The organism is Nonomuraea sp. NPDC049480, assembly GCF_044465905.1.
In the GTDB taxonomy this organism is placed as follows: Bacteria; Actinomycetota; Actinomycetes; order Streptosporangiales; family Streptosporangiaceae; genus Nonomuraea.
On sequence record NZ_JBITMD010000015.1, the window covers coordinates 1 to 24,829 of the forward strand.

The following is a 24,829-nucleotide window of genomic DNA, read 5'->3' on the forward strand; positions in this document are numbered from 1 at the left end:
CCTCTTTCGCCCACGTCCACGCGGTCTGATAGTGCACGCCATTGCGCGCCGCCCACTCGGAAAGCTTCACCCGATCAAGATAGACCATGAGAGAACCTGAGATTCACTGATCATGTGACAGGCTGTCGACCCCCTGCCCCGCGACAGAACATGGGTCATGGACCCACGTACCCGGACGGCCATCGACTGGCTGCTGACCAGCGACGAGCCGGGCGTCCGCGGGCAGACGCGCCGCGATCTGCTCGGGGAGCCCGCGGGCGAGGACGTCATGAAAGGCCCCAAGGTCAACGCCCTGCTCTCGGGCGGGCTCGGCGGCGACCCGTACCAGAAGTGGACCGGCGCCCACTGGCGGCTCGTCTCGCTGGCCGAGCTGGGCGTCCCGCCGGGCGAGCCGCGCGCGCTCGCCGTCGCCGATCACGTCCTGTCCTGGGTGACCGCCCAGCGCCAGGTACGCACGGTCAACGGGCTGCCGCTCCGGCACGCCTCCATCGACGGCAACGCCCTGGCCGCCTCCTGCCGTCTCGGCCTGGCCACCGACCCCCGCGCCCGCCGGCTCGCCGAGTGGCTGATCTCCTGGCAGTGGCCCGACGGCGGCTGGAACTGCGACGAGCGGGCCAGCGGCCGCCGCTCCTCCTTCCATGAGACGCTGCCGCCGATGTGGGCGCTGCACGAGTACGCCCAGGCCACCGGCGACGAGTCGGCGGCGCTGGCCGCGGCGCGGGCGGCAGAGCTGCTCCTGGAGCACCGGCTCTTCCGCCGGATGGGCACCGGCGAGGTGATCAACCGCGCCTGGCTGGTCCTGCACTACCCGCCGTACTGGCACTACGACATCCTTCAGGCGCTGCTGGTGCTGTCGCGGATGGGCCTGGCCTCCGACCCCCGGGCCGCGGACGCACTGGACGTGGTGGAGCGCCGCCGCCTGCAGGACGGCCGCTGGCGTACGGGCGGCCGGTGGTGGAACCCGCCCGACCGGCCGTACGCCCACGACCCCGTCGACTGGGGCGGCTCCGGACCGAACGAGATGGCCACACTCAACGCGCTCCGCGTCCTGCGGGCCGCCGGCCGCCTATGACGGTTCTGCCGGTGGGCTGGTTCTGCCGGCGGGCTGGTTCTGTCGGCGGGCTTTGCTTGACTCGGGGGCATGGCTCAGCATGCTCAGCAAGAGATTCTCGTTCTCGGCGCGACCGGCTCCACCGGCCGGCGCGTGGCCGCGCTGCTGCGTGCCACCGGGCACGCCGTGCGTGCGGCCTCCAGAACCAGCGAGACCAGGTTCGACTGGTCCGTGCCCGGCACGTGGGAGCCGGCGGTGGCTGGCGTGTCCGGCATCTACGTCATGGCGCCCGACGGCACGCCGATCGACCCGGCGTTCGTGTCGCTGGCGGTGGAGCGGGGAGTCCGGCGCCTCGTGCTGCTGTCCAGCGGGGGCATCGAGACCATGGGCGACGAGCGGCTCATGGCCGCCGAGCGCACGGTGCGCGACTCGGGCGCGGAGTGGACGATCCTGCGGCCGAGCTGGTTCGACCAGAACTTCGACGAGGGATTCTTCCAGCCCGCGATCATGGCGGGCGAGGTGGTGGTGCCGCTGGGTGAGGCGCGGCAGGCGTTCGTGGACGCCGGCGACATCGCGGCCGTCGCCGCCGCGGCCCTCACCCGGGACGGCCACGCGGGGCAGGTCTACGAGGTCACGGGACCGCGCTCGCTGACGTTCGGCGAGGCCGTGGACATCATCGGACGGGCGGCCGGCCACGAGGTCCGCTATCGCGGGAACGACGAGGACTACCTCACGGCGATGGGTTTCTCGGAGCAGGCGATGGCCGAGGCCAAGGCGTTCGCCGCGCTCCGTGACCTCGGCGATGAGCAGGTCTCGGACGTCGTCCACCGGGTGACGGGCCGCCCCCCGAAGCCTTTCGAGACCTACGCCGAGGAGGCCGCCGCCCGAGGCGCCTGGCGGGCGTAGATCCCCGCGCCGGGCGGACGACACCCCGAGGTCTAGCCGGTCCTCAGCTCCCGGATCAGGCTCACCGCCGCGTCGAGGAACCCCACCTCGCGAGCGGTGAGCCCCTGATCCGCGCCCCTCCTGGCGCTGGCCTGGTCGAGCCCGTCCCCGAAGTCCATGGCGTCACCGAGCCCGTCGAGCAACGCCACGAGCACCTCCCGTGCCACCGTCGTGAAGGGGCTCTCCTCGTCCACCGCCACCTGCCCGACGATCACCGCCGACATGGCGCAGTCCAGCCCCGGCGGCCCCTCCTGTGTGTTGCACCAGTCGATCACGTACGGCCCGTGGGGCGTCAGCATCACGTTGTCCGGATGCAGATCGAGATGGAGCACCCGATCCCGGGGATCACCGGAGACCCGGGCCGGGATCGCGTGCAACTGCCGGAGCAGCCCCGCCGTGACCCGGCCCACCTCCTCGGCGGAGATCTCCCCGTCGATCAGCGCCCGCAACATCGTCGGCCCGGACAACCGCCGCATCACCAGATCGGTGGACAGCTCGCCGCCGGCATCGGGGTAGACGTCGGGGTAGACGTCGGGCACCGGAAACCCGTGCGCGGCCACGTACGCCATGACGGCCGCCTCCCGCCTGACGTTGAGCGGAGTCCGGTAGCGGCGCAGCACCCGATCACCGTCGATCGCGTACACGGCCGCGCTGCGCCCCCACCCCACCAGCTCACCGATCTCCATGCACCCCAACCTACGGGAGGGCAGATGAGCTGCCGCAGGCGCGCCACGACCCGCACCAGGTTGGTCTGCGCTGCCATCACGGACTCCATGTCTTTTACACGCCCGGGGTCGAATCCCCAATCTACGGATTGAGCGAAGCGTTGATCATACGGCCCCAGGCTATGGTGACCTGCGTCCGCGCACCATTGACGATCAAGGAGCTAGGTAAGCGTTCCGCGCATATTCCGGATCTTGAGATGTGCATACCCGTGCACTGCTCCGCCCGGGTCTTCCATCGTCGCCCTGGCCACGACGGAAGGGAACTAGATCCTTCTGAGACTCGTTTTCTTGCCGTGCGGGGTTTGGGCGACTTATTGGACGATTTTTTCGATCGGCGCCCGGGTTTGGGGTTGATAGGGGCTGCCCTGATGCTCGGCGTGCTTCCTATGGTCCTTCTGGAGGAGGCTTTCGGACAGCCGTGGCTTTGGCCGCGAGTGGCGTGGGGTGCCGCGATCGGCACGGCCATAGCGGGTATTCCCTGCGCCCTAGCCCTTGTCCGCAAGGCGCGCCGCACAGCCGGGAACATGCTGGCGCTGCTCGTTGTGGTCGCGATTTTCGCTACCGCGGCCTTGAAGTTTCCCCATCGCAGAGAGCCCATTCCACTGGTAGGCGTCGGCCAGGCCGAATGGGCTGCCGTCGTTGCGACGATCATCATCTGGGGGGCAATCGGCATCGCTGTGTTCACCGTAAACGGCATGGCGCGACAGGCACGCGGCCGTGATCATTGTGGTCGAGTAGAGGAATTGGGCCAAGACGTGGGCTATGTAGCGGCATGCGACTGTGGATGGCGAGGCGAGGCCCGGCAGGATGCCTCGACTGCCTTCGTTGATGCGGGTAACCACGCGAACAGGATTCAACTCACGATACGGAGTGCCGATGGTGGCACTTGAGCCCGGTTCTCCGTGCGGCCGCACACTCCTCAGCCGGCCACCTCAGCCATTGACTGCCTGACTCTCGTCGCGATCATCTCGGCGCCTGAGGCTCCCGCCGGAGGCAGGTCGAACTACAACCCCACGTATCGGTGAGCGGCGCGGCCGACGGCATGCCATAGGCACCCGCAGGGCGGGCGAAGCGAGTGCGACCCACGGCGGCGCATCTGGCTCTGTGCGGCGGCGCGCCGAGCTGCGCCCCGACCCAACCAGCTCACCGATCTCCATGCACCCCAACCTACGGGAGGCTCAGTCCTTGATGCAGATGAGCTGCCGCAGGCGTGCCACGACCTGCACCAGGTCCGTCTGCGCGGCCATCACGGACTCCAGGTCCTTTACGCGCCCGGAATCTCGTCGATCACCCCGGCGTCCTTGCGGCCCTCCACGCCGAACGTCTGCTCCTGCAGGTCCTTGAGCGTGAAGGTCTTTTGGCCTTGTTCCTGCTCATCTTCCGCCCGGCCCCGTGCGAGGCCGGATTGAACGCCTGGCTGTTGCCCAGGCCCTTGACGATGTAGGTGCCGGTGGCCATCGAGCCCGGGATGATCCCCAGCTCGCCGCTTCCCACCCGGATGGCGCCCTTGCGGGTGACGAGCACGTCCACGCCGTCGTACCGCTCCTCCACCACGTAGTTGTGGTGCTACTGCTTGCAATCAGGCATGCGGTTCTAGTGAGCGTCGGGCGCATGGATCTCATCCCGGTGGTGAGCTACGAGCGGGCCGGCGCGGATAAGGCTAAGGACGAGCAGACTATAGAAGACCAGATCAAGGTCAATCTCAGTACAGATGGGACGGCTCGGGTGGCGGGGGCGCCGCGGCCCCACACAGGACCGCCATGCCGGTCCTCTGTCGTCAAGGAGGTCGGGCCAGGACCGCGTACAGCCCTTTGCCGACCGAATCCTCCTCTCCACCAACCCCAGACATTCACGTAGTTGTACCGTTACTCTGTGTTGACTTCCTATCCGGAGATCCGGGATCGGATCTACAAGCTGGCGCGTGAGCGAGACTTGCGGGTCGATTGGGGCGAGACGACGCCACTGGTTCGCCTACTCTTGCTCTACGACCACCATCAGGTTGTGGTGGCTCGTACGGTTGTGCCGGTGAGGGGCATCAGCGTTCGGGCCCTGGACGACCTGCAGGCGGATCTTGAGCATGTCTTCGGGAAGGACTGGTTGCAGTGACCTCTTCCGTTCACCGTCTGACGTTCCGAGTGACCCGGGAACACGCCCTCGATCTTGACGCCGATGTCTGGTACGCCGCCCCCGTTGGTCTCCCCATGCGCTCCGGCGTGTCCGCCGAGACGCTTGCGGAGCTGCGAGTGGCGGTCGAGTCGGTCAAACACTTCGTCCTGGGAGTCTCCCAGGACACGGCGGTCACCGTCGAGTATGTCTACGATCTTCCCGGTATACCGGCCGAGGTGTGGCAGGCGCACCGAGAGTTGCTATCCCGACTGTACGAGGCCGGATTGTCGGAGGACGACCGGGCCGAACTACTGCTGTCAGCGTGAATCCCTGCTCCTGCGTTACGACGATCAGGGATGCTGGTAAGCGCTGAGCCGGACCGCCTTTGACGGCCGCCCCGCCCCCAACCGGGACGAGCACGCGGGGCGACGTACGAGGTGGCTCTCCCACGTACGCCATGACCGCCGCCTCCCGCCGCGCATCGAGGGGAGCCGGTAGCGGCGCAGCACCCGCTCGCCGTCGATCGCGTACACGGCCGCGCTGCGCCCCACCCCGAGCAGCTCACCGATCTCCATACGCCCAACCTACGGGAGGCTCACCCCGTGGGTGCATGCTGGCCGACTCTGGACGAACGGCGATCCGTTTCTCGGTGTCGACGCTTCCCTGCGCGGCGCGTGGCATGGGTTCAGCGACAACCAATACGACGACATTGTGGATCTTGGCCCGGAGCGCACCAGCATCCCGGTCGGAGCCGGCTGGGCAGCCCTCGTCGGCGCGGACGGAGTCGTCCGCGATGACAGCTGGATGGAGGTCTTTCAAGCAGAAGACGGCGGGATCGCCATCGTGCAGGCATCCGGTCCCGACTACCCACGTGTGCTGCCTGAGGCCCTCCGCTACCCGGACACCGATGATGAAGACGGCGCCTCGCTCATCGTGCACAGTGGCGAGATCGCCTTGTTCAGCGCCGCGTGCGACGGCAGCGGACCACATTCGCAACCCCTGATGCCTGCCCGACCAGGATCGGTGCCGCCGGTGCACGGACGACCATCGCACGAGGACGATCCGGGCCTTCTGATAACGACGACGTTCACAACGTTCGCGTTCAAGGTGCGCTGGTACACCCAGCTAGACGAAGAGAGCTGTTTCGCCCGGTGGCTGCTGACGCCTGCATCAACCTTGTGATCAGTAGGTACCCGAGTGATCGCCACCATCGTCGCCGAGACAGCCGTCGGCTACAGAAGGGACAACAGATGATCACTTTTGACGGGACCTTCTATCGCATCGCAGATCCGGAGTTCGAGATGACGATCCCGGCATGGGAGGGATACGAGCCGGACACCGCCGACGAGGCAGACGCGACGATCACTTTCCGCGACGGCTCCCGCCGATATGCGACCTTCATGACCCTGGATGTGGTCCAGCGCAACATGGACAAGAATGCGCGCACCGGCGAGTGTCTCGGCGGCAGGTACTTCTGGTGCTCGGACTTAATCATCGTTCGAGACGCCGGGTTCGAGGGTATGGCGGCCGCGATTCGTGATCTGATCTCGTCTGGAGACATCGAGGGAGCATGCGGCCTGCTCGATCCTCTTGACGATAGCGAGGAGAAATGAACACCCCGGCCCCAGGGGGACCGGAGCGAGTGAGGAGTCGAACCCGCGCTGTCAGCTTGGGAATTGCAGCTATCACGGGGACTGGACCTCGGATCGCCTGGCCAGCGGGGTCGCTGGAGCAGTCGTGAGTGACCGTGATTGCCCCCTCATCACCGGGGCTAATGGCACGACGATCAAGCCGCGAGTTGCGGCCCTACCACTCCTTGCCCTCTGCCAAGCACTGGTCCTTCATCAGGCTGATGGAGTTGTTGATGGCGCGCAGGACAGCACGAGCATGGTCACGCTCAACGCCCATGCGCGTCTGGAAGTCCCGGTCGTCGAGGTGGATCCCGTTGCAGACCTCGTTGAGAGCGTTGTTAATAGCGAGAGCGTCATCCGGGCTAAGGTCCACTGTGATCACATCAGCGGTGATTCGGGTTACGTCCACGTACGACATTGTTCCGGCTGGAGCGCACCGCGCGCACCCCGCCCTGCCCGACGATCATCCCGTCTGCCGTCGTCCCGCCCGAAGTGGAAGCGGGCCATGGTCTGCTCGGCTTGTCCCGGGTCGATGGCGGACGGGCGTCAGGCTTCCGACTTAACCAGCCAGGAACCTCAGGATCACGCGGCGATCATCCCCGGAGCTGGAAGCCCCCGCCGGAGGCGTCTGTTTCACGAGCTTGTGATGTACGGGCGCTGCCAGCGTGATGCTTGTAGTCGTAGTACCTCGGATGCCCGCAGTAGCAGACGCTGGTCCACATGCGGTCTGGGTCGGTGGACTGCTCCGGTCCGGCTCCGCATGCGGGGCAGGCGGAAGGCTCTTCGTCTGTGACGTGAGGTGGCCTGTCCATGACGGCACTGTACGGTGTGGCGGCGTGCCGGCGGTCGGCGCGTTGGTTGGGTGCGGCGCAGAGGCCGTGCGGCGATGCCCCGCGCGACGCCTGCGCCGTGACCGGCCCCCAGGCCGCAGCGCGGCGCAGGGACGTCGGCGCGGCGCGCCGCCGCTTGATATTCACAATGGCAATTCGGCAAGATCTGATTGCGTGGCGCATCACTCCCGTGCGGCGCCCTGTTGAATCGGAAGCGTCCGGTCTTTGGCGCTCATGCAGAGCACCAGAATGGCCCCGAAGCGGTGAGAGCAGCAGCCACGGCTGTGAGCCGCTACACCTCCATGAGGACGTAGAGCAGAGCGTTCATGCTGGTTCCGCTGACGATGTCGCGCTTGTCGATCAGGCGGCGGATGTCCGTCAGGGGGACCCACTCGATGCGCTCGGCCTCCCACCCTTCCGTCGGCGGACCGATGTACTGGGCGCTGTCGGTTCGGAAAATGTGGTGCTCGGAATCGGAAATGCCGCTGGTCGGCTGGGTGTAGAGCAGCGGACGCAAGGGGCCGGGCCGCCAGCCGGTCTCCTCCTCGACCTCTCGGGCGGCGGCTGCGATAGGTTCCTCTCCCTCGTCGATCTTGCCGATCGGGATCTCCCAGCCCCAGGTGTCGGTGATGAAGCGGTGCCGCCAGATGAGCAGCACGCGGCTATGTTCGTCGGTGACGACGGCGCCCGCACCGGGCGCGGTGCGGATGAGCCGATGATCGAGATGCCTTCCGTCCGGAAGCTCCACATCGGCCACCCGGACGTCGAGCCAGGGGTCGGTGTAGAGCGGTTCTTCCGAGTGGACCTGCCAGCGCATTCGGGTGCTCCCAGCGTGGACGCCTGAATCGGCACCAACGCTACAAGGGGATGCCTGCCTGCTGCCTGGCGCGAGCGACAAACTCCTTGACCGGTCGCGTGTCGTAGGCGCTCAGCGCAGTCGTCACCGACTCGATGCGCTCGGCAAGGCGCTCGGATTCCATGCCCTCGGTGCAGTCCAGCATGCATTCCGCGGTGGAGGCGGCCTGTTCGAGTTCACCGCGTTCAGCAAGGATCAGAGCGAGTGTGGCCAGCCTGTGAGCCTGCCCTCGCAGGTGGCAGGTGTCAGCCAGACACAGGGCCTCTTCGGCGTACGCCTGCGCGGACGTCAGATCCCCCAGCCGCCGCAGCGCCTCTGCGTGCTGGCACTCAAGGAGCCCTGGCTGTACGTAGCCGGTCTCCGGAGGTTCCTCTCCCCGCCGGATCTGGGCCGCCGTGGCCTCGGAGAGCCGCATGTGGGCGTGGCAGCTCGCCCGATCGCCGATGCGTGCATAGGCCTTGGCGTGGAGGATGTGAAGATCCATAGCGAGGGCGGGGCTCAGGTGGCCTCGCGCTCCTCGTAGCGCGGTCTCGCAATACTGGATGACGCGCCGGTACTTCGCCTGCGCCATCGCCTGGTTCGCCAGCAACGCGATCACATAGCCGCCGAACGCGAGGTTGCTGGACGCCTTGGCCATCCGCAGCGCGTGGAACAAGTAGCGCTGGGACAGCGCCTGCCTGTCGGAGTCGTACGCGCATATGCCCGCGAGCGCAGCCAGCCCACCGGCCGCTCGGAACAGTTCCCTGCCGAGGCGGTCGTCGTGACTGCCTTTGAGCAGCGGCGTCACGCTGGTGTTGAGAAAGGCGACGAGGCGCGGCCGTACAGGGACACCTCCCACCCTGCGGTACATCTGCTCGTATCGGATCCGCGCGTCCTTGAGCACTTGCACGTCAGCCATCGACACCGGACGCGGCCCTTGGCGGGAAACGTCGATCTCGTGCGGCGGATTCTCCCACTCGAAGACGGGAGCGATGGCGGCCGGGCCATCGATCATCGCTGCGCCAACCGGTAGGACCTTGTTGCCGAGATCTCCTCGCCACAGAGCCACCGCTTGATCGACGGCCTTCGGCAGCTCCATCCCGACGTCGTCGCCTGCGGCTCTCGCCATCCCGATATCGGCCAGTTGAAGGACGCGCCCCACCCTGGGCCCGATGATCTCGCAGATGATCTCTGGGACGTCTCCTCTTGGGGTGGCGTTGTCTCTTATCCAGCGGGCTACTGCCGTGTGGTCGTACCGGGTTGGACGACGAGCCGTCACAGTGGCCCTGTTGATGCGTGCGGCCAGTCCCGCGTGAGAGATCCCCGCCTCTGCGAGTAGCGAGTCCAGCAGGATGTTCAGCTCACTCACCGTCGGCCCCTCCGTCCAGCGAAGCCCTACCCGGAGTGTAAGCAGTGCGTCACATCGTGAACAGGCGAGTTGGTGGAAGACCAGGTCATAGGTGAATCGCATTCACACGGGGTGTGAACCGGTTCCCACGGCCACCTCCGATCACGCGCTTATGGCGGCGCCCCTTGGCCAAGTGCACTGGCTCCATGACCCGGAACCACCCCAAGATCATTATCCTGCCGTCCCCGCCAGAAGCCGCACGCGACATGGGCAAGGCTCTGGAGGCACTCGGTGTCCCCGCCGATGTCCACGACGCATACGGGCTGGCGCTGGTGTCCGTCTGGGTGGGCCTGGTGGTCTGGTGCGACGGGGACCGTTACTGGTGGCGGACCGGCTGGGACCCACAACGTGAGCGGGTCATCTATGCCTGCCATTCGGCACTCGAACCCGAGAGAGCCGCCCACCGCGTCGCCTTCCGCTACGCGGAACTCCGCAGAAGCCATCCTTTGACCGGACCCACCAGCGAGGTCACGGCAGCTTCCTCGGAATCAGCCAGTTGACCTCCAAAGCCCCGCTGGTAGGGAGCCGCGTAACAATCGTGAGTCTCCTGCACAGCAATGCGAGAACCTGCGCCTACGGTGCCGCTCTCGTGGGGCGTCAAGGCGTAGTGATCAGCATCTTCATGTACGGGGCCAACGCCCTCGTTCAAATCGACGGCGACCAATACGATCTTCCTGCCGGCATTCGTCGCTGGCCGGTTCATTGGGATGACCTCGCCGTCGAGCCCGTGGCCGTCGCGGAGGAGCCTTCAGCGTCCGAGTGGCGAGCGGGATCTCCGGAACCGGCCGCGAAGCCGTCCTCACGCCGTACTCCCTGGAACCTCAACCGGCCTGTGCGCAGAGCCGGTCAGACCTCTGCCAATCTGCGACTGGTCTCTGCCGTTCGTTCCGGCCTCTCCACGCGGCCGTTCGTTCCGGCCTCTCCACGCGCCTGCGTCCGATGCGCCGTACTTGTAGGCAGCTCACCTTGAGCACCGCATGCGGCCCTGCCTCTGGCTGCTGGTCCAGCCACGGCCGCTCTTCCCCCGCCTCGAACGTGATCTATCAGGCCGGAGATCGCCCACCCGCTGCAACCGAATCAGCTGCCGTACTGCTTCGTCTCGGGTCGCTCCACCAGCAGGACGTGCGCGGGCTCGTCGGCCACCGGCCGGTGCCGCAGCCCTCGCGGTACGACGAAGACATCACCCGCGACCATGGTGACCGGTTCGCGTCCTTCGAGCTCGATCCTGAATGTGCCGTCCCAGCACAGGAACAGCTCGTCCTCGTCGTGGTAGTGCCAGGGGAACTCGCCGTGGAGCTGAGCCAGCCGTACGACGGCGTCGTTCACCCGGGCCAGCTCGCGCTGCTGGAAGGGGCCGGGAAGCGTGCCGATGACCTGCGGAATCGACACCGCGACACCAGATTCGACCTTCATGACGTCCTCCTCGTCGTCGGATGCCCATTCAACCGCCGCCAATGGCCCCTTCACAGATCCAATCAAGCTAAATTGGCTCTTCTCTCGAACCAATCAGCTTCAGCGTGAGCCGGTGCAGTCGCTCGGCCGGCCGCCGGTCGAAGGACGGCAGGTCCAGGCCGATCCGGCGGTCCCGTACGAAGGCGGTGAGCGGCTCCACGGGCGGGTCGTCGATGCGTGCGACGATCGGCTTGATCCCCTCCTCGACCGGCATTCCGTACCGCTTGAGCGCCTCGGCGTGCGGCGCGGTCGTCGCGTCGTACTGGCCGGCGACGCTCGTCGCCACGCCCCCGGGATGGATCAGGACGTAGCGAGTACGACCTTCCCTGCCCGCGAAGGCCACCCCCAAGAGGTCGTTCGCTTTCCCGGCCTGGAACTGGGCCGTCATGCCGTCATACCCGCGCTCCAGCATGAGATCGTCCCAATGAATCCGCCCGTCCGGCTGGCCGGGCCCCGACACGTTGACGATGAGCCCGGGCTCGCGAAGGCCGTGGCTGAGCAGGAAGCGGCTCAGGTAGTCCAGCGCGAACGTCCCCTCCAGTCCCTCGGCGGTCACGTACCGGCTCGTGCGGAAATACCGCGCGCACAGCACGAGCGCGTCCACAGCGTCGAACCGGCCGTTGATCTCCTCGATCACCCGCCTGTTCTCGCTGATCAGGCTCAGGTCCGCCGGGATGGACACGGCCCCGGGCGGCGCCTTGCGCGCGTCCCGGCCGACGACCACTACTGTGTCCCCGCGGTCGAGGTAGGTGCGGGCGAGCGCCCGCCCCATGCCGTCCGTGCCGCCGGTGATCACCAATGTTTTCACGAGGTCCTCGCCATCTGATCAGGTACGTACTGCTCGGCCGGGGCCTGCGGCCTGCCGGGCAGGAGCGGGATCGCGGCCAGGACGATCACGATCACGGCGAAGGAGAACCAGGCGACGCCGTGGAAGCCGGCGACGGGACCCTCCGCGGTCTGCAGGATGAGCGTGACGAGGGCGACGCCGAGGGCCGCCCCGAGCTGGTTGAGCATGTAGAGCACCGAGCTTCCCTGCGCGACCATCGGTCCGGGCAGGGTCCGGTAGAGGGAGCCCATCGTCGGCGCGCTGAAGCAGCCGCTGCCCAGCCCGAGAGCGAACGCCGCCAGCGCCGGCCACATCTCGGGAGTGTCCGGGCCGACCCGGGTGAGGGCCAGCGTGCTCAGCGCCGCCACGATCGCGCCGCCGGTGGCGAGCCCGCGGGCGCCGATCCGGTCCGACATGCGCCCGGCCAGCGGCATGGCGACCGCGCCGCCGAGTCCGATCGGGGCCATGAGCAGCCCGGCGGCGAACACGCCGTGGCCGTGGACCTGCTGGTAGTACAGGGGCAGGGCGAACAGGGCGGCGAAGAGCGACAGCCCGCCGAGCCCCATGATCGTGACGCTCGCGCTGAATCCCCGGTTGGCGAACAGCCTCAGGTCGATCAAGGGCTCAGCCCGCCGACGCGCGTGGATCCCGTAGCCGAGCAGCAGCGCGGCGCCCACGCCCAGGGGGAGCAGCGGCTGCCAGGCGGCGACCGTACCGTGCTCGGCCGTCTGCGACAGCGCCAGCACGACGGCCCCGAACCCGGGACCGAGCAGCGCCAGCCCCAGGACGTCGAGCCCCGCCTCCTGCGGCTCGCCGCGCCCGTCGGCCGGGATCACGCGCCGGGCCAGCAGGTACGCCACCGCGCCGAAGGGCACGCTGAGCAGGAACATCCACCGCCACGGCAGGCTGGCCAGCACGGCCCCGCCCGCGATCGGCCCCAGCACCGGCCCGAGGGACAGCACCACGCCCATCAGCCCCATCACCCGCCCGGCACGACGCGGACCGGCGGCACGGGCCAGCAGGATCAGTACGAGCGGATCGAGCAGCCCCGCCCCGATCCCCTGCAGGACGCGGAAGGCGATCAGGCTGCCGACGTTCCAGGCCATCCCGGCGCCGAACGAGCCGGCGATGAACAGCAGCAGGCCGGCCAGCCACAGCCGCTTGCCGCCGAACCGGTCCACGGCCCACGTGGTGAACGGGATGGTGGCGGTGACGGCCAGCAGGAACCCGGTGGACGTCCAGCCGATCGTGCTCAACGAGGTGTCGAAGTCCCGGGCCAGGGTGCCGGCGGCGACGGCGGCCATCGTGCTGTTGAGGATCCCCAGTAACCCGCCGAACAGCACTACGGCGATCACTCCGAGCAGCCGGGGACCCAAGCTGTCTTTTGAACTCATGAGTTCAACGTAGTTGTCTCCTTTGTCCGCATGCAACCTATGCGTATACGAAGTTGAACCCGTGAGTACAATGAGGGCATGAGCACGAGCACCGCCTCGCGTGGCCGGATCGACAAGCGGCAGGCGATCTTGGAGGGCGCGTTCACGGTGTTCGCCCGACAGGGCTATGCCCAGGCCTGCGTGCAGGAGATCGCCGACGAGGCGGGCGTGGCCAAGCCGACGGTCTACAACCACCTGACCGACAAGGCGACCCTGTTCAAGCACGCGATCGAGGCCACCGCGCGGGCAGCGCTCGACGATCGCCTGGCCGTCCTGGAGCCGCTGGCGAGTCCCGGCGACGACCTGCACGCCACACTGGAGGACGTCGCCCACGCGCTGCTGCGCCTGCACACCAACGAGCGCTCATGCGCGCTGCGCCGCCTCCTCTACTCCGAAGTCACTAGATTTCCAGACATTCTGGAGATCGCGGTGGCGAACGGGCCCCATCGGCTCAACCGGGCACTGGCCGACCGGCTGGCGAGGCTCACGCTCGCGGGCCGCCTGCGCGCCGCCGACCCCGACCTGGCGGCCGAGCAACTCATGGCCCTGCTCCTCGGCCCTCTGGAGGCCCGCACCAACCTCGGCACCCGCCCGATCGAGGACGCCGAGCTACGGCAGTTGGCGGCGGCGGCCGTACGGACCTTCCTGAGCGCCTGGGGTCCGGACGAAAGCAACACACCTTAGGCAATCATGGCGACAAGACCCATTGTCGATGGTAGGCAAGGGATATAGTCTGCCGCGTGTGGTGGAACGAGACGACTACGCGGCCATCCGCGATCGGATCATCGGGCTCTCCCACCTCCATGGCTTGCGCTGCGACTGGGCGGAAACGACGAAGCGGCAGCGATTCCTCTTGCTATGGGATGCCGAGGGCCGTGTGGCGGCCCGGGCGAGCGTCCCGCTGTACCCTCGGGAGACCCCGCAGCTGGTGGACTCCCTCGAGCAGGGGCTCGCGCACCTGTTCGGCGACGACTGGCTAGAGGACTGACGACCTGGTTGGAGAACCGATGACTCCCGCAGACCGCGTTGACGTCCATGTCACCATGGCCGGCAACCTGTGGCTGGCCGAGGTGGACGGCGTGGCGGGCGGTATGTCGGCCCGTACGCTGAAGGAGCTCCACGGGGACGTCGCCGAGGGTCTGCCGTATCTGTTCGCCGACCGCGCCCGGCCCCCCACGCCCGTCTTCCACTACACGCTGCCCGGCCTGTCGGAGCAGGACCTCGACGACTTCGCCGCCCTCCAGCGCCAGGCCGCCGCGATCGCCGAGGACTACACGCGTACGCTCAAGAAACGCGTCAAGCACATGCACGAGCTGGGTCTGTCGGACGGAGACATCGGCGAGCTGCTGGGCCTCACCAAGCAGCGCATCCAGCAGATCCGCACCAACGCCAACGACGAGGCCCGCCAGACCGGGTGAGTCCGGCGGGCCTGCGGTCAGATCAGGGCTTGTCGTCGGTCCAGCCGGTCTCCAGCACGGCCGTCGAGTGCCAGACCGTGCCCGGCTCGAAGCCCGCCTGCAAGCCGCCGGGCTTCACCACGACGTTCTCGTTGGCGAGGGCCTGGCCGGTCGACTCGTCGAAGATCAGCCGGTTCTCCAGAACGGCGCCTCCCTTGACGCGCTCCTCGGTGGAGACGGCCGCACCCTGGCGGCCCTCGGCGTCGGTGACGTTCTCGGCGACCTTGACGGTGTCGAGCTCGGCCAGCATGCGGAACGCCGCACCCCGTACCTGCGGCGTCACCGGCATGTCCGTGATCAGGCCCGTGCTGACCCTGAACAGCCAGGCGTCGGAGCCCATCGGGACGCTGGAGGACTCCGTGTCATGGCCCTTGTACGAACGCAGCAGCCACTTCTTGAGCTCGTCCGGGTCGCTCGGCAGGCCGCGCAGGTCCTTCATCGTGACGTTGCGGCCCAGCCAGAACACCTTGTCGCCGTCCACCAGCGGACTGTGACTCGTCCGGACCTTCCCGGGAGCGATCGGCATCCTCAGCCCTCCCTTGCCCGGCACCCTGATCTCGACCTCGGCCGGGGATCCGGCCGCCTCCCACGCCTGGCGGTCCTCCTCGGTGACGGGCCGGGCCCCGAGCGACTGGCTGCGGCTCCACTGCTCGCCGCCGGTCGCGCTGGGCGTCCACATCTCGGATCGGTCCTGCATCATCAACCGGTAGCCGCCCTTGGCCACGCTCATCAGGCTCCGGGTCACCGTCGTGGTGTGCCAGTAGTCCCCGGTGGTCTCGGCCTGCCGGTCCGCGTTCTCGGCGGCGGCCAGCAGGACGTCCCGCGCCGACAACTTCACCTTCGGCGCGGCCGTGGACCCGGCGGTGGCCGGTACGCCATCGGGCGCCCGTGGCGTCGGCACGGCCCCGTTCCCCGCCATGACGACCACCACGGCGGTCGCGGCGGCAGCGGCCCCGGCGAGCCCCAGCCCCCACACGGGCCGTACGATCTTGCGTCGCCGCCGGAGCTGACGCGGCTGGGACATGGCGTGGGAAAGCTCGGCGGCCCTGGTGCGCTCGTCCACCGGCCGGTCGCCGAGGTGCGCGGGCCGGGCGGCCCGAAGCTCGTCGATAGGGTTCATGACCACTCCTCACTGAGGTTCCGAACGTGGGACAGGGGCGGCTGGCCCGCCTGACCGCGGCCTTGCGCATGAGGCCCTCGGGCCGGCCCGGGAGCCGGCTCCGCGACGTCCTCCATCGCCTGTTTGAGCCGCTTGCGGGCCCGATGCAGGCGGACGCGGAAGGCCGCGGACGAGCAGCCGACCACCTTGGCCGCCTGGTTCGGCGACAGGTCGTGCCACGCGACCAGCATGAGGATCTCCCTGTCGTCCTCCGCCAGCGCGGCCAGCGCCCGCAGGACTCCCATCCGCTCGGCCACCTGATCGGCCACGTCGCCCTCGGTCCAGGCCCGCAGCTCCGCGGCCAGCGCCTCCCTGCGCGCATCGGCCCGTACGTTGTCGCGCAGGATGTTCCTGGCCACACCGAGCAGCCACGGCAGAGCCGGCTCCGGCACGTCGTCCAGCCGCCGCCAGGCGATCGCGAACGTCTCGCTCACCACCTCGTCCGCGACCTGCCGCCCCGCGCGACTGACCACGTAAGCCCACACACGTTGCCGGCACTCGTCGTACATGCCGGTGAACCGGTGCGAATCATCCGTCACGCCCAGCCCCTTCGTTCGGGATGCGTTCTTCTGATACCAGGAAGTGGTCCGAATCCCTCACTTGTTACGCCCTGGGACCGCCGACTTGACCTCAGCCCGCGCAGGACCCCTGTCATGAAGCGCCAGGCACGACCACCGGATCACCGGAACCCAGCAGGGCAGATAGGTCGACCAACAGAACATCTCCCCTGCGGCGCGCCGTACCGACGAGATCCTCTTGGAAGCCCTCCATCGCGAACAGGGCGAGGACCGCCGACGAGGTGTCGTGCCCGTGCTCCGCCAGAAGCCGCTTGAGCCGGTCCAGCCGGTCGAGATCCGCCACGCTCCTCCGAGTCACCGTCGCCTTCGCCTCTCCGATGAGGCTGATCTCCGCCCTCCCCGACCGCTTGTCCAGGGCAACGACGTCGATCTCGTGCTTGGCCTGCCCCTTCCGGTCGTTGACCACGGTCGCCGACACGAGGCCGGCGTTTCCCCGCAGAGCCGGATCAGCCTGGGCCCGAAGCCAGTCCCTTGCGCATGCTTCGAAGTGAGGCCCGAGGATGCGAGCGACAAAGGTCGCTCGTGAGCGCTGCCACGCCTCCGCCGACTGCCCTGTCTCGACGAGATCGCGCTGCGGCACGGTGATCAGGTTGTGGAATCTGATGATGGGATCGGCAACAGTGATCACTGGACGCCTCTCCCACAACGGGTCGGTGTCGTACCGCAGATATCCCGCGCCCGTCAGCGCGTCGACGGGCCGGGTCAGCGACGAGCGCGGCTGCTCCAGCAACCCACCGATCTTGACCGGACTGGTGGCGCCGTTCGCGACCGCATTGATGATCGCGTAATGCAAGGCGCTCCCGGTGAACTTGGGGTCCTCCCTCAGCAGATACTCTGCTTCGCTTCCGGAGAAGAGCGCCTGACGCGGGTCCAGCACAGTAGCTGGAGCCCACATGTCCAGTTCGTCGATGGTTTGCGGTGGATCCACACTGGCGAGATTGTGATAGCCGGGAGCGCCACCGAGGATCGCATGCACCCGAAGGGCTGTCGCCGGGTCACCGATCCCCCAGTGCCGCGCCATGGTAGCCAGGTCGAACGGATGCAGACGGAGATCGATCGCCGCGCGCCCCCGGAGCGCCTTCGTACCAGAGAGCAGTTCGTTCATCACTGACATAGCCGACCCGCAGACGATCACCCGCCCACCAGCAGTCCCCTTACCGGCCTGGGACTCGTCATACAGCAGCTGGAGTAGACCGGGCAGCTCCGGAGAATGCGCCATCCAGTACGGCAGCTCGTCAATGACGAACACACCCCGACGTTGAGCTGTCAGCTCGATCGCGGTGGAGAGGAGCGACTCCCAGCTCGCCTCGCCCATCATCTCCGGGCCGATCCCCGCATAACGCGCGATCTCAGCTGCCAACCGCCGCCGCGCCGCGACCACGCCCTCCTCCGCCACAGCCGAGACATAGAGGCCGCCGGCGGCTTCCGCCAGTGCGCGAAGAAGGAAACTCTTTCCGATCCTCCGCCGCCCGGACACGACGCCGAGTCGGAGGCGGGGGTCCCGGTGTTGTACGAACTGGACAAGGGCCGTCCACTCGGCATCGCGAGACAGTACTCGTGGAGGCTTGAGTATGGGTGTCACCTAAATAGTATGGCTGATGACATACAAATTAGTTAGCATGTGACGATAAACAACGGACCTCATGCTTCCCAGGGCTTCACAAGCCATCCGCAAGAGCGGACCCGTAGAACAGCACACGTGAATCTTCGAATGGTGAGCCCCAAGTCCTGGGGTGTTGTCGTCCTGGGCGTCCTCGCCCTGGTCATACGGCTCGATGAGCGGCACATCGTGTCGATCAACGATGCGACGCAGTGCACCTACGTGAACTACGCCGGGATCGGCCTGGGGGCGATCGCCCTGCTGGTGGGTGTGGTCGCGGCATGGGAGGCGGCGACCGGCCTGATCGCCTACCACGGGGTCGCCAAGCGCGTCCCCACCTTCGCCGTCATCGGCATCGGCGCGACACTCGGCCTGTTCGGGCTACTCAAGGGCTTCGCGATCGTCATGAGCCCGTGTTCCGGGATCGGCTGATTCGATAGCGGTCCAGCGGGGTGGCGCGGACGGCATCCTGAAGGGGCGGCCTTCGTCCCCCTCGTCGCCGAGCACCTCGTCGCCGGCGGCCGGTTCAGGGTGAGCGCCGACACCCCGGAACTGGTGGAGCTTTTCCAGAGGGTCGCCCCGGGGGGTGGGTGACACGCTCGGGCGGCCTGTGGTCAGCTACGCCAACGGGAGATACATGGTGATCACCTTCGGCGAGGTGGCGTCCGGCGTCACCGGCCAGGGCGGCCGCTCAGCGCTGGGTTGATCGCCAGGCGTACTCGAGCTCGTCAGCGGTCTGCCTCTTGCCCGAAACTCCCCACCAGAGCCTCCACCCGATCGCGCTTGGCGTACAGGTCCCAGAAGTTCTCCGCGAAGACGTCCGGGTGGATCACCTCCGGCTCGAACTCGAGCGGCGACCCGGACGACGTGATCGCCCGATGCGGCACGCTGCCCTCGATGAGCGCGCCGACGTTGACGGCTCCGACGTAGACGCCCTTGCCGGCGAGCACGGCGTTGAGGGTGTGGAAGTAGTTGCGCAGCGCGGCCTGGGCCATGCCGGCGTTGCCGAGGAACGGGGTCGGGTGGATGCCGGACTGCCCCGCCGTGAAGAGGATGGCGCCGTGGCCGCGGGCCACCATGTCGGGGAGGACCTGCCGCACCAGGGCGATCCCCGACAGCAGGTACCGGTCCATGATCAGGCGCGTGTTCTCGACGTCGACGTCGAGGGTCGACACGATCTCCTCTCCCATGGTGCCGCCGCCCGGGCTGTGTTCCGCGACGTCGATCCGGCCGTACCGCTCCTTGATGGCCGCGACGGCGCCCGCGAGCTGGGCGCCGTCGTAGACGTCGGCGGTGAAGCCGGCCGCCTCGATGCCGTCGCGCGCCAGCTCGGCGACGAGGTGGTCGAGGGTCTTCCCGGTACGGGCGACGAGCGCGACGCGGAAGCCCTCACGCCCGAAGCGGCGGGCGAGGGACAGGCCGAGGACGGGGCCGGCGCCGAAGATCGCGAGTGTTTTCGACATGACGTCTCCTTAATTGATTCAGCTAAGTTGACTGTGTTCCCAACTTTCCTGCTCGAGCAGCGTACCCACAAGTTGGGACTGTTCTCAAGTTCGGTACGATGGTCCGCATGCCGACGCAAGCGAAGCCGCTACGCAGGGACGCGCAGCGAAACCGGGACCTACTGGTGGCGGCCGCCCGCGAGCTGTTCGCCGTGCGCGGGCTCGACGTCGCCCTCGACGAGATCGCCCGTACGGCGGGGGTGAGCAGCGGCACCCTCTACAACCACTTCCCGAACCGCGCCGACATCGTCGACGCCGTCTTCGCCGACCGGACGGCCACCGTGGTGCGGATCGCGGAGCACGCTCTGTCGCTGGCGGATCCGTGGGCCGGGCTGGTGCACTTCCTGGAGCGGGTCTGCGAGCTGCAGGCCGCCGACCGCGGCTACAACGATCTCGTCTCGCGGCGGCTGCCGCAGACGGCGCCGACGGAGGACCACGCGCGGGGGTATGAGCTGATGCAGCGCATCGTGACGCGGGCGCGGGAGGCCGGCGCGCTGCGGGAGGACTGCACGCTCGAAGACATGGCGTTCGTGACCTGGGGCATCGCGCGTACGGTCGAGGCCACGGCAGCCGTGCGGCCGCAGGCTTGGCGGCGGCATCTGGCCCTGATGCTGGACGGGTTCCGGGCCTCGGCGGCTCACCCGCTGCCGGAGCCCCCCATGCGTCCCGAGGAACTGGTCCGCATCATGCGGGAATGTTCATGATCGGCCGGCTCGGCCCAGCCGGCCGGCATCTTCAACTGATACGCGACCGGCCCGAACGGTAGCGAGGTCCGCTCGGGCCGGCCGCAGCGCGGGCTACTTGGCGTTCGCCTTCAGGTAGTCGCCGTTCATGCGGGCGATCGTGTCCAGCGGGATGCCCTTCGGGCACACCGCCGTGCACTCTCCCGTGTTCGTGCAGCCGCCGAAGCCCTCCGCGTCCATCTGGTCCACCATGGCCTTCGCCCGGGACACTCGCTCCGGCTGGCCCTGCGGAAGGAGGCTCAGGTGGGTGATCTTGGCGGCGGTGAAGAGCGAGGCGGAGCCGTTCGGGCAGGCGGCCACGCAGGCGCCGCAGCCGATGCACGTGGCCGCGTCGAAGGCGGCGTCCGCGTCCTCCTTGCGTACCGGGATGCTGTGGGCGTCCGGGGCCGAGCCGGCCGGGACCGAGACGAAGCCGCCGGCCTGGATGATGCGGTCGAACGCGCTCCGGTCCACGACCAGGTCCTTGACGACCGGGAACGGGGCCGCGCGCCACGGTTCGATGGTGATCGTGGCGCCGTCCTCGAAGTGGCGCATGTGGAGCTGGCAGGTCGTCGTGGCGACCTGCTCGCCGTGGGCGACGCCGTTGATGACCATGCCGCACATGCCGCAGATGCCCTCGCGGCAGTCGTGGTCGAAGGCGATCGGGTCGTCGCCCTCGATGATGAGGCGCTCGTTCAGTACGTCCAGCATCTCCAGGAAGGACATGTCCGGGGAGACGTCCTCCACCCTGTACGTCACCATCCGGCCCGAGTCGTCCGGGCCGCTCTGACGCCAGACCTTCAGGGTCACGTTCACTTGTAGCTCCGCTGGGTCATCTTGACGTACTCGTACTCGAGCGTTTCCTTGTGCAGGACGGGCCCGTCCGGCGTGCGCTCCCACGCCGAGACGTGCGCGAAGTTCTCGTCGTCGCGCAGGGCCTCGCCGTCGGCGTCCTGGGACTCGGCGCGGAAGTGGCCGCCGCAGGACTCGCTGCGGACCAGGGCGTCCAGGCACATGAGCTCGGCCAGGTCGAAGAAGTCCGCCACGCGGCCGGCCCGCTCCAGAACCTGGTTGAGCTCCTCGGCGGTGCCGGACACCTTGACGTTCTGCCAGAACTCCTCGCGCAGCTCGGGGATGCGCTCCAGGGCCTTGCGCAGCGACTCCTCGGTGCGCTCCATGCCGCAGTAGTCCCACATGAGCTTGCCCAGCTCACGGTGGAAGGAGTCGGGGGTGCGGGTGCCGTTCACTGCCAGGAGCCGGTCGATCTTCGACCGGACCCTGATCTCGGCCTCGGCGACGGCCTCCTCGTCGACCTCGCCGAACGGGCCGGCGGCCAGGTAGTCGCCGATGGTGGTGGGAAGCACGAAATATCCGTCGGCGAGGCCCTGCATCAGCGCGGAGGCGCCGAGGCGGTTGGCGCCGTGGTCGGAGAAGTTCGCCTCACCGATCACGAACAGGCCCGGGATCGTCGACTGCAGGTCGTAGTCCACCCACAGGCCGCCCATCGTGTAGTGGACGGCCGGGTAGATGCGCATCGGCGTCTCGTACGGGTTCTCGCCGGTGATGCGCTCGTACATCTCGAAGAGGTTGCCGTACTTCTTCTCCACGGCGTCGCGGCCGAGCCGGTTGATCGCGTCGCGGAAGTCCAGGTAGACGCCCAGGCCGCCGGGACCGACGCCGCGGCCCTCGTCGCAGACGTTCTTGGCGGCCCGTGAGGCGATGTCCCGGGGGACGAGGTTGCCGAAGGCCGGGTAGATGCGCTCCAGGTAGTAGTCGCGCTCGTCATCCGGGATGTCCCCGGGGGCGCGGGTGTCGTTCTTGCGCAGCGGCACCCACACGCGGCCGTCGTTGCGCAGCGACTCCGACATCAGCGTCAGCTTCGACTGGTACTCGCCCGACACCGGGATACAGGTCGGGTGGATCTGCGTGTAGCAGGGGTTGGCGAAGTACGCGCCGCGCTCGTGCGCCCGCCAGATCGCCGTCGTGTTGCAGCCCTTGGCGTTCGTGGACAGGAAGAAGACGTTGCCGTAGCCGCCGGTGGCCAGCACCACGGCGTCGGCCAGGTGACGCTCGATCTCGCCGGTGACCATGTCGCGCACGATGACGCCGCGCGCCCGCCCGTCGGCGACGATCAGGTCGAGCATCTCGTGCCGGGTGTGCATGGTCACGGTCCCGGCCGCGATCTGCCGCTCCAGCGCCTGGTACGCGCCCAGCAGCAGTTGCTGGCCCGTCTGGCCGCGGGCGTAGAACGTACGGGAGACCTGGGCGCCGCCGAAGGAGCGGGTGTCGAGCAGGCCGCCGTACTCGCGGGCGAACGGCACGCCCTGCGCGACCGCCTGGTCGATGATGTTCACCGAGACCTGGGCGAGGCGGTAGACGTTCGACTCGCGGGCGCGGAAGTCGCCGCCCTTGACCGTGTCGTAGAAGAGCCGGTAGATGCTGTCGCCGTCGCCGCGGTAGTTCTTGGCGGCGTTGATGCCGCCCTGGGCGGCGATGGAGTGGGCGCGGCGCGGCGAGTCCTGGTAGCAGAACGACGTGACGTTGTAGCCCAGCTCGCCCAGCGTCGCCGCGGCCGAGCCGCCCGCGAGGCCGGTGCCGACCACGATCACGTTGAGCTTGCGCTTGTTGGCCGGGTTGACCAGCTTGGCGCTGAACTTCCGCTTCTCCCACCGCTCCTCGATGGGTCCGGCGGGAGCCTTGGCGTCGCGGATCTCCGGACCTTCGATGTACTTCACTTCACAACTCCGAACGTGATCGCGAGAGGCGGGGCCAGGAAGCCGACGACCAGCACGGCCGCGATCAGCCCCGCCGAGAGCCGCAGCACGCGGTACCGGTTGCGATTGGCCCAGCCGAGCGTCTGCACGGCGCTCCAGATGCCGTGCCGCAGGTGCAGGCCGACCATGACGACGGCCACGAAGTAGATCAGCGTCACCCACCACCGGGACGCGTCGAAGCCGGCGATCATCCGGTCGGCCGGGGAGGAGTCGAAGCCCTTCGGGTTGACGACGCCGAAGGTCAGGTCGAGCAGGTGCCACACCACGAAGAGCGCGATCGTCAGGCCGCCCCACCGCATGATGTGCGTGGCGTAGCCGCCCGCCCGCGACTTCTTGGCGACGTACTTGACCGGCCTGGCCTTGCCCGCGCGGCGGGACAGCGAGATCGCGGCCCACATGTGCAGGACGACCGAGACGACGAGGACGATCTCCACGACCGTCAGCAGCGTCCGGTACGGCAGCAGCGGATCGCCCAGCGTGCGCAGCGCGGACGCGTAGTCGTTGAACGAGTCCTTGCCGAGGAAGATCTTGAGGTTGCCCAGCATGTGGCCGACGAGGAAGAGCACCATCACGGCGCCCGTGACCGCCATGACGACCTTCTTGCCGTTCGACGAGTTCAGGAACCCGCCCTTCGGCCTGGGCGTTGGAGTGGACTTGGGAGGTGTCACAGGTGCGGTCGCGGCACCGCGCTCAATCGTCGCAGTCACGTCTTCAGACGCTAGGTACGCAGCAATGATCCGTCCAAGTCATCAATGGTCTGGTTTCCATAGCCGGAAGCTATGATGCTGGTGTAAGCGGCTTTTCCCGGGCAATTCGGCAGGGCCGATGCGAGGAAAATCACATGCAGCTGCAACAGCTCGCCTACTTCGTCGCCGTCGCGGAGACCAGGCACTTCACCCAGGCCGCCGAGCGCATGCGGGTCGCCCAGCCGTCGCTGAGCAAGCAGGTCAAGGCGCTGGAGACCGACCTCGGCGCCCCGTTGTTCTCACGGGCGCGCGGCAACGTCACGCTGACCCCGGCCGGGGAGGCGCTGCTGCCGCTGGCCCGCCGGATGCTCGCCGACGCCGACACCGCCAGGCAGGAGGTGGCCCAGCTCGCGGGGCTCAGGAGGGGCCGGGTGCGGCTCGGGGCCACGCCGTCGCTCTGCGCGGGGCTGGTGGCGGACGCGCTGGCCCGCTTCCATCGCACGTACCCGGGGATCGAGCTGCTGGTCGAGGAGGGCGGCTCGCGTGACCTGGTCAGGGCGCTGGCGCGGGGGCAGCTCGACCTGTCGTTGATCATCATGCCGCTGCAGAGCGACGACCCGTCGCTGGTGACCGAGGAGATCCTGCGGGAGAACCTTGTGGTGGTCGCGCCCTCCCATGAGAGGCCGAAAGGCCCGTACCTGGAGATCGATGACCTGCGCGGCCGGCCGATGGTGATGTTCCGGCGCGGCTACGACCTGCGGGAGGCGACGCTGGCGGCGTGCCGCCAGGCGGGGTTCGAGCCGCGCTTCGCGGTGCAGGGCGGGGAGATGGACGCGGTGCTGCGGTTCGTGGAGGCGGGACTGGGGGCGGCCGTGGTGCCCTCCATGGTGCTCGACGGGCGCCCCGGGTTGTCCGGCACACCGCTCAGGCCGCCGGGTCTCAGCAGGACGATCGCGCTGGCCCACCGCAAGGATGTCGAGCCGACCACGGCCGCGCAGGCGTTCAGGGAAACCCTTCTGACGTTCGTGGTGGAGGCCGGACATGAGGGCACGCTTCCACAAGGGGTAGACCTCATCGCAGAATGAGCAGAACGTGACCAACGTCCCGGT

At 68.2% G+C, this 24,829-nt stretch carries 29 protein-coding genes and 1 pseudogene; 13 read left to right on the top strand and 17 right to left on the bottom strand.

Annotation, left to right across the window (positions count from 1 at the left end):
- Positions 1 to 157: 157 nt before the first annotated feature.
- Entirely contained in the window at positions 158 to 1,072 is a 915-nt protein-coding gene (locus tag ACIBX3_RS35380; RefSeq protein WP_397124796.1) for a hypothetical protein, read from the top strand.
- Positions 1,073 to 1,141: 69 nt separating this feature from the next.
- Positions 1,142 to 1,957 carry an SDR family oxidoreductase gene (locus ACIBX3_RS35385; RefSeq protein ID WP_397124798.1) on the top strand — a complete coding sequence of 272 codons (816 nt, stop codon included), beginning with the start codon at positions 1,142 to 1,144 and terminating at the stop codon, positions 1,955 to 1,957.
- Positions 1,958 to 1,989: 32 nt separating this feature from the next.
- Here the strand turns inward: ACIBX3_RS35385 and ACIBX3_RS35390 are convergent, their stop codons facing one another.
- The 3 genes and pseudogenes from ACIBX3_RS35390 to ACIBX3_RS35400 form a co-directional block, all read right to left on the bottom strand.
- Positions 1,990 to 2,682, bottom strand: a complete 693-nt coding sequence (locus ACIBX3_RS35390) for a phosphotransferase (protein WP_397124800.1) — start codon at positions 2,680 to 2,682, stop codon at positions 1,990 to 1,992.
- A 524-nt stretch (positions 2,683 to 3,206) separates the two neighbouring features.
- Positions 3,207 to 3,563 (bottom strand): hypothetical protein, encoded by a 357-nt coding sequence (locus ACIBX3_RS35395; protein ID WP_397124802.1) that lies wholly within the window; start codon positions 3,561 to 3,563, stop codon positions 3,207 to 3,209.
- Positions 3,564 to 3,899: 336 nt separating this feature from the next.
- Positions 3,900 to 4,287 (bottom strand): annotated as a pseudogene (locus ACIBX3_RS35400) (RtcB family protein); the annotation flags it as partial.
- 306 nt (positions 4,288 to 4,593) lie between these two features.
- Here ACIBX3_RS35400 and ACIBX3_RS35405 point away from each other — a divergent pair.
- Complete coding sequence (locus ACIBX3_RS35405) at positions 4,594 to 4,827, top strand: hypothetical protein (RefSeq protein ID WP_397124804.1); 234 nt, start codon at positions 4,594 to 4,596, stop codon at positions 4,825 to 4,827.
- Positions 4,824 to 5,153: a hypothetical protein gene (locus tag ACIBX3_RS35410; protein WP_397124806.1), complete on the top strand. Its 330-nt coding sequence runs from the start codon at positions 4,824 to 4,826 to the stop codon at positions 5,151 to 5,153. Before ACIBX3_RS35405 ends, ACIBX3_RS35410 begins: the two co-directional genes overlap by 4 nt.
- A gap of 24 nt (positions 5,154 to 5,177) precedes the next feature.
- Here ACIBX3_RS35410 and ACIBX3_RS35415 read toward each other — a convergent pair whose 3' ends face one another.
- On the bottom strand, positions 5,178 to 5,402 hold the full coding sequence (locus ACIBX3_RS35415; RefSeq protein ID WP_397124808.1) for a hypothetical protein: 225 nt from the start codon (positions 5,400 to 5,402) through the stop codon (positions 5,178 to 5,180).
- Between the two features lie 31 nt (positions 5,403 to 5,433).
- Between ACIBX3_RS35415 and ACIBX3_RS35420 the strand changes: the two genes are divergently transcribed.
- Together ACIBX3_RS35420 and ACIBX3_RS35425 are read left to right on the top strand one after the other, a co-directional pair.
- A complete protein-coding gene (locus ACIBX3_RS35420; protein ID WP_397124810.1) occupies positions 5,434 to 6,009 on the top strand; it encodes a hypothetical protein in 576 nt (191 codons plus the stop codon).
- A gap of 68 nt (positions 6,010 to 6,077) precedes the next feature.
- Complete coding sequence (locus ACIBX3_RS35425) at positions 6,078 to 6,440, top strand: hypothetical protein (protein WP_397124812.1); 363 nt, start codon at positions 6,078 to 6,080, stop codon at positions 6,438 to 6,440.
- A 193-nt stretch (positions 6,441 to 6,633) separates the two neighbouring features.
- On the opposite strand, the gene ACIBX3_RS35430 is transcribed toward ACIBX3_RS35425, so the two are convergent.
- The 3 genes from ACIBX3_RS35430 to ACIBX3_RS35440 all read right to left on the bottom strand — a co-directional run bounded on the left by ACIBX3_RS35430 (position 6,634) and on the right by ACIBX3_RS35440 (position 9,492).
- Positions 6,634 to 6,867 carry a hypothetical protein gene (locus ACIBX3_RS35430; protein ID WP_397124814.1) on the bottom strand — a complete coding sequence of 78 codons (234 nt, stop codon included), beginning with the start codon at positions 6,865 to 6,867 and terminating at the stop codon, positions 6,634 to 6,636.
- A 713-nt stretch (positions 6,868 to 7,580) separates the two neighbouring features.
- Positions 7,581 to 8,105, bottom strand: coding sequence for an NUDIX domain-containing protein (locus ACIBX3_RS35435; protein ID WP_397124816.1), 525 nt, complete (start codon positions 8,103 to 8,105; stop codon positions 7,581 to 7,583).
- Positions 8,106 to 8,145: 40 nt separating this feature from the next.
- Complete coding sequence (locus ACIBX3_RS35440) at positions 8,146 to 9,492, bottom strand: transcriptional regulator (RefSeq protein ID WP_397124818.1); 1,347 nt, start codon at positions 9,490 to 9,492, stop codon at positions 8,146 to 8,148.
- A gap of 185 nt (positions 9,493 to 9,677) precedes the next feature.
- On the opposite strand from ACIBX3_RS35440, the gene ACIBX3_RS35445 reads away from it, so the two are divergent.
- Complete coding sequence (locus tag ACIBX3_RS35445; RefSeq protein WP_397124820.1) at positions 9,678 to 10,031, top strand: hypothetical protein; 354 nt, start codon at positions 9,678 to 9,680, stop codon at positions 10,029 to 10,031.
- Between the two features lie 577 nt (positions 10,032 to 10,608).
- Here ACIBX3_RS35445 and ACIBX3_RS35450 read toward each other — a convergent pair.
- From ACIBX3_RS35450 to ACIBX3_RS35460, 3 genes are all read right to left on the bottom strand, one after another.
- On the bottom strand, positions 10,609 to 10,944 hold the full coding sequence (locus ACIBX3_RS35450; protein WP_397124822.1) for a cupin domain-containing protein: 336 nt from the start codon (positions 10,942 to 10,944) through the stop codon (positions 10,609 to 10,611).
- Positions 10,945 to 11,011: 67 nt separating this feature from the next.
- A complete protein-coding gene (locus ACIBX3_RS35455; protein ID WP_397124824.1) occupies positions 11,012 to 11,791 on the bottom strand; it encodes an SDR family NAD(P)-dependent oxidoreductase in 780 nt (259 codons plus the stop codon).
- Complete coding sequence (locus ACIBX3_RS35460; RefSeq protein WP_397124826.1) at positions 11,788 to 13,203, bottom strand: DHA2 family efflux MFS transporter permease subunit; 1,416 nt, start codon at positions 13,201 to 13,203, stop codon at positions 11,788 to 11,790. Before ACIBX3_RS35460 ends, ACIBX3_RS35455 begins: the two co-directional genes overlap by 4 nt.
- 78 nt (positions 13,204 to 13,281) lie before the next feature.
- Here ACIBX3_RS35460 and ACIBX3_RS35465 point away from each other — a divergent pair, with 78 nt between their 5' ends.
- The 3 genes from ACIBX3_RS35465 to ACIBX3_RS35475 are packed head-to-tail and all read left to right on the top strand — an operon-like array spanning position 13,282 to position 14,660.
- Complete coding sequence (locus tag ACIBX3_RS35465; protein WP_397124828.1) at positions 13,282 to 13,926, top strand: TetR/AcrR family transcriptional regulator; 645 nt, start codon at positions 13,282 to 13,284, stop codon at positions 13,924 to 13,926.
- A gap of 58 nt (positions 13,927 to 13,984) precedes the next feature.
- Entirely contained in the window at positions 13,985 to 14,230 is a 246-nt protein-coding gene (locus ACIBX3_RS35470) for a hypothetical protein (protein WP_397124830.1), read from the top strand.
- A gap of 19 nt (positions 14,231 to 14,249) precedes the next feature.
- Positions 14,250 to 14,660: a hypothetical protein gene (locus tag ACIBX3_RS35475; protein ID WP_397124832.1), complete on the top strand. Its 411-nt coding sequence runs from the start codon at positions 14,250 to 14,252 to the stop codon at positions 14,658 to 14,660.
- A gap of 22 nt (positions 14,661 to 14,682) precedes the next feature.
- Here ACIBX3_RS35475 and ACIBX3_RS35480 read toward each other — a convergent pair whose 3' ends face one another.
- From ACIBX3_RS35480 to ACIBX3_RS35490, 3 genes are all read right to left on the bottom strand, one after another.
- Complete coding sequence (locus ACIBX3_RS35480; protein WP_397124834.1) at positions 14,683 to 15,819, bottom strand: CU044_5270 family protein; 1,137 nt, start codon at positions 15,817 to 15,819, stop codon at positions 14,683 to 14,685.
- On the bottom strand, positions 15,816 to 16,397 hold the full coding sequence (locus ACIBX3_RS35485; protein WP_397124836.1) for an RNA polymerase sigma factor: 582 nt from the start codon (positions 16,395 to 16,397) through the stop codon (positions 15,816 to 15,818). The genes ACIBX3_RS35480 and ACIBX3_RS35485 overlap by 4 nt, the downstream gene beginning before the upstream one ends.
- 112 nt (positions 16,398 to 16,509) lie before the next feature.
- Complete coding sequence (locus ACIBX3_RS35490; RefSeq protein ID WP_397124838.1) at positions 16,510 to 17,913, bottom strand: ATP-binding protein; 1,404 nt, start codon at positions 17,911 to 17,913, stop codon at positions 16,510 to 16,512.
- 222 nt (positions 17,914 to 18,135) lie between these two features.
- Between ACIBX3_RS35490 and ACIBX3_RS35495 the strand changes: the two genes are divergently transcribed.
- Entirely contained in the window at positions 18,136 to 18,468 is a 333-nt protein-coding gene (locus ACIBX3_RS35495; protein WP_397124840.1) for a hypothetical protein, read from the top strand.
- A gap of 296 nt (positions 18,469 to 18,764) precedes the next feature.
- On the opposite strand, the gene ACIBX3_RS35500 is transcribed toward ACIBX3_RS35495, so the two are convergent.
- Entirely contained in the window at positions 18,765 to 19,499 is a 735-nt protein-coding gene (locus tag ACIBX3_RS35500; protein WP_397124842.1) for an SDR family NAD(P)-dependent oxidoreductase, read from the bottom strand.
- Positions 19,500 to 19,606: 107 nt separating this feature from the next.
- On the opposite strand from ACIBX3_RS35500, the gene ACIBX3_RS35505 reads away from it, so the two are divergent.
- The gene (locus tag ACIBX3_RS35505) at positions 19,607 to 20,242 is read left to right on the top strand and encodes a TetR/AcrR family transcriptional regulator (RefSeq protein ID WP_397124844.1); all 636 of its coding nucleotides are present in this window, start codon (positions 19,607 to 19,609) and stop codon (positions 20,240 to 20,242) included.
- Between the two features lie 93 nt (positions 20,243 to 20,335).
- Here ACIBX3_RS35505 and ACIBX3_RS35510 read toward each other — a convergent pair whose 3' ends face one another.
- The 3 genes from ACIBX3_RS35510 to ACIBX3_RS35520 are packed head-to-tail and all read right to left on the bottom strand — an operon-like array spanning position 20,336 to position 23,741.
- Positions 20,336 to 21,076, bottom strand: a complete 741-nt coding sequence (locus tag ACIBX3_RS35510) for a succinate dehydrogenase/fumarate reductase iron-sulfur subunit (RefSeq protein WP_397124846.1) — start codon at positions 21,074 to 21,076, stop codon at positions 20,336 to 20,338.
- The gene (locus ACIBX3_RS35515) at positions 21,073 to 22,995 is read right to left on the bottom strand and encodes a fumarate reductase/succinate dehydrogenase flavoprotein subunit (RefSeq protein ID WP_397124848.1); all 1,923 of its coding nucleotides are present in this window, start codon (positions 22,993 to 22,995) and stop codon (positions 21,073 to 21,075) included. The genes ACIBX3_RS35510 and ACIBX3_RS35515 overlap by 4 nt, the downstream gene beginning before the upstream one ends.
- A complete protein-coding gene (locus ACIBX3_RS35520) occupies positions 22,992 to 23,741 on the bottom strand; it encodes a succinate dehydrogenase cytochrome b subunit (protein WP_397124850.1) in 750 nt (249 codons plus the stop codon). Before ACIBX3_RS35520 ends, ACIBX3_RS35515 begins: the two co-directional genes overlap by 4 nt.
- A gap of 134 nt (positions 23,742 to 23,875) precedes the next feature.
- Between ACIBX3_RS35520 and ACIBX3_RS35525 the strand changes: the two genes are divergently transcribed.
- Positions 23,876 to 24,805, top strand: coding sequence for a LysR family transcriptional regulator (locus ACIBX3_RS35525; RefSeq protein WP_397124852.1), 930 nt, complete (start codon positions 23,876 to 23,878; stop codon positions 24,803 to 24,805).
- The last annotated feature ends 24 nt before the right edge of the window (positions 24,806 to 24,829 follow it).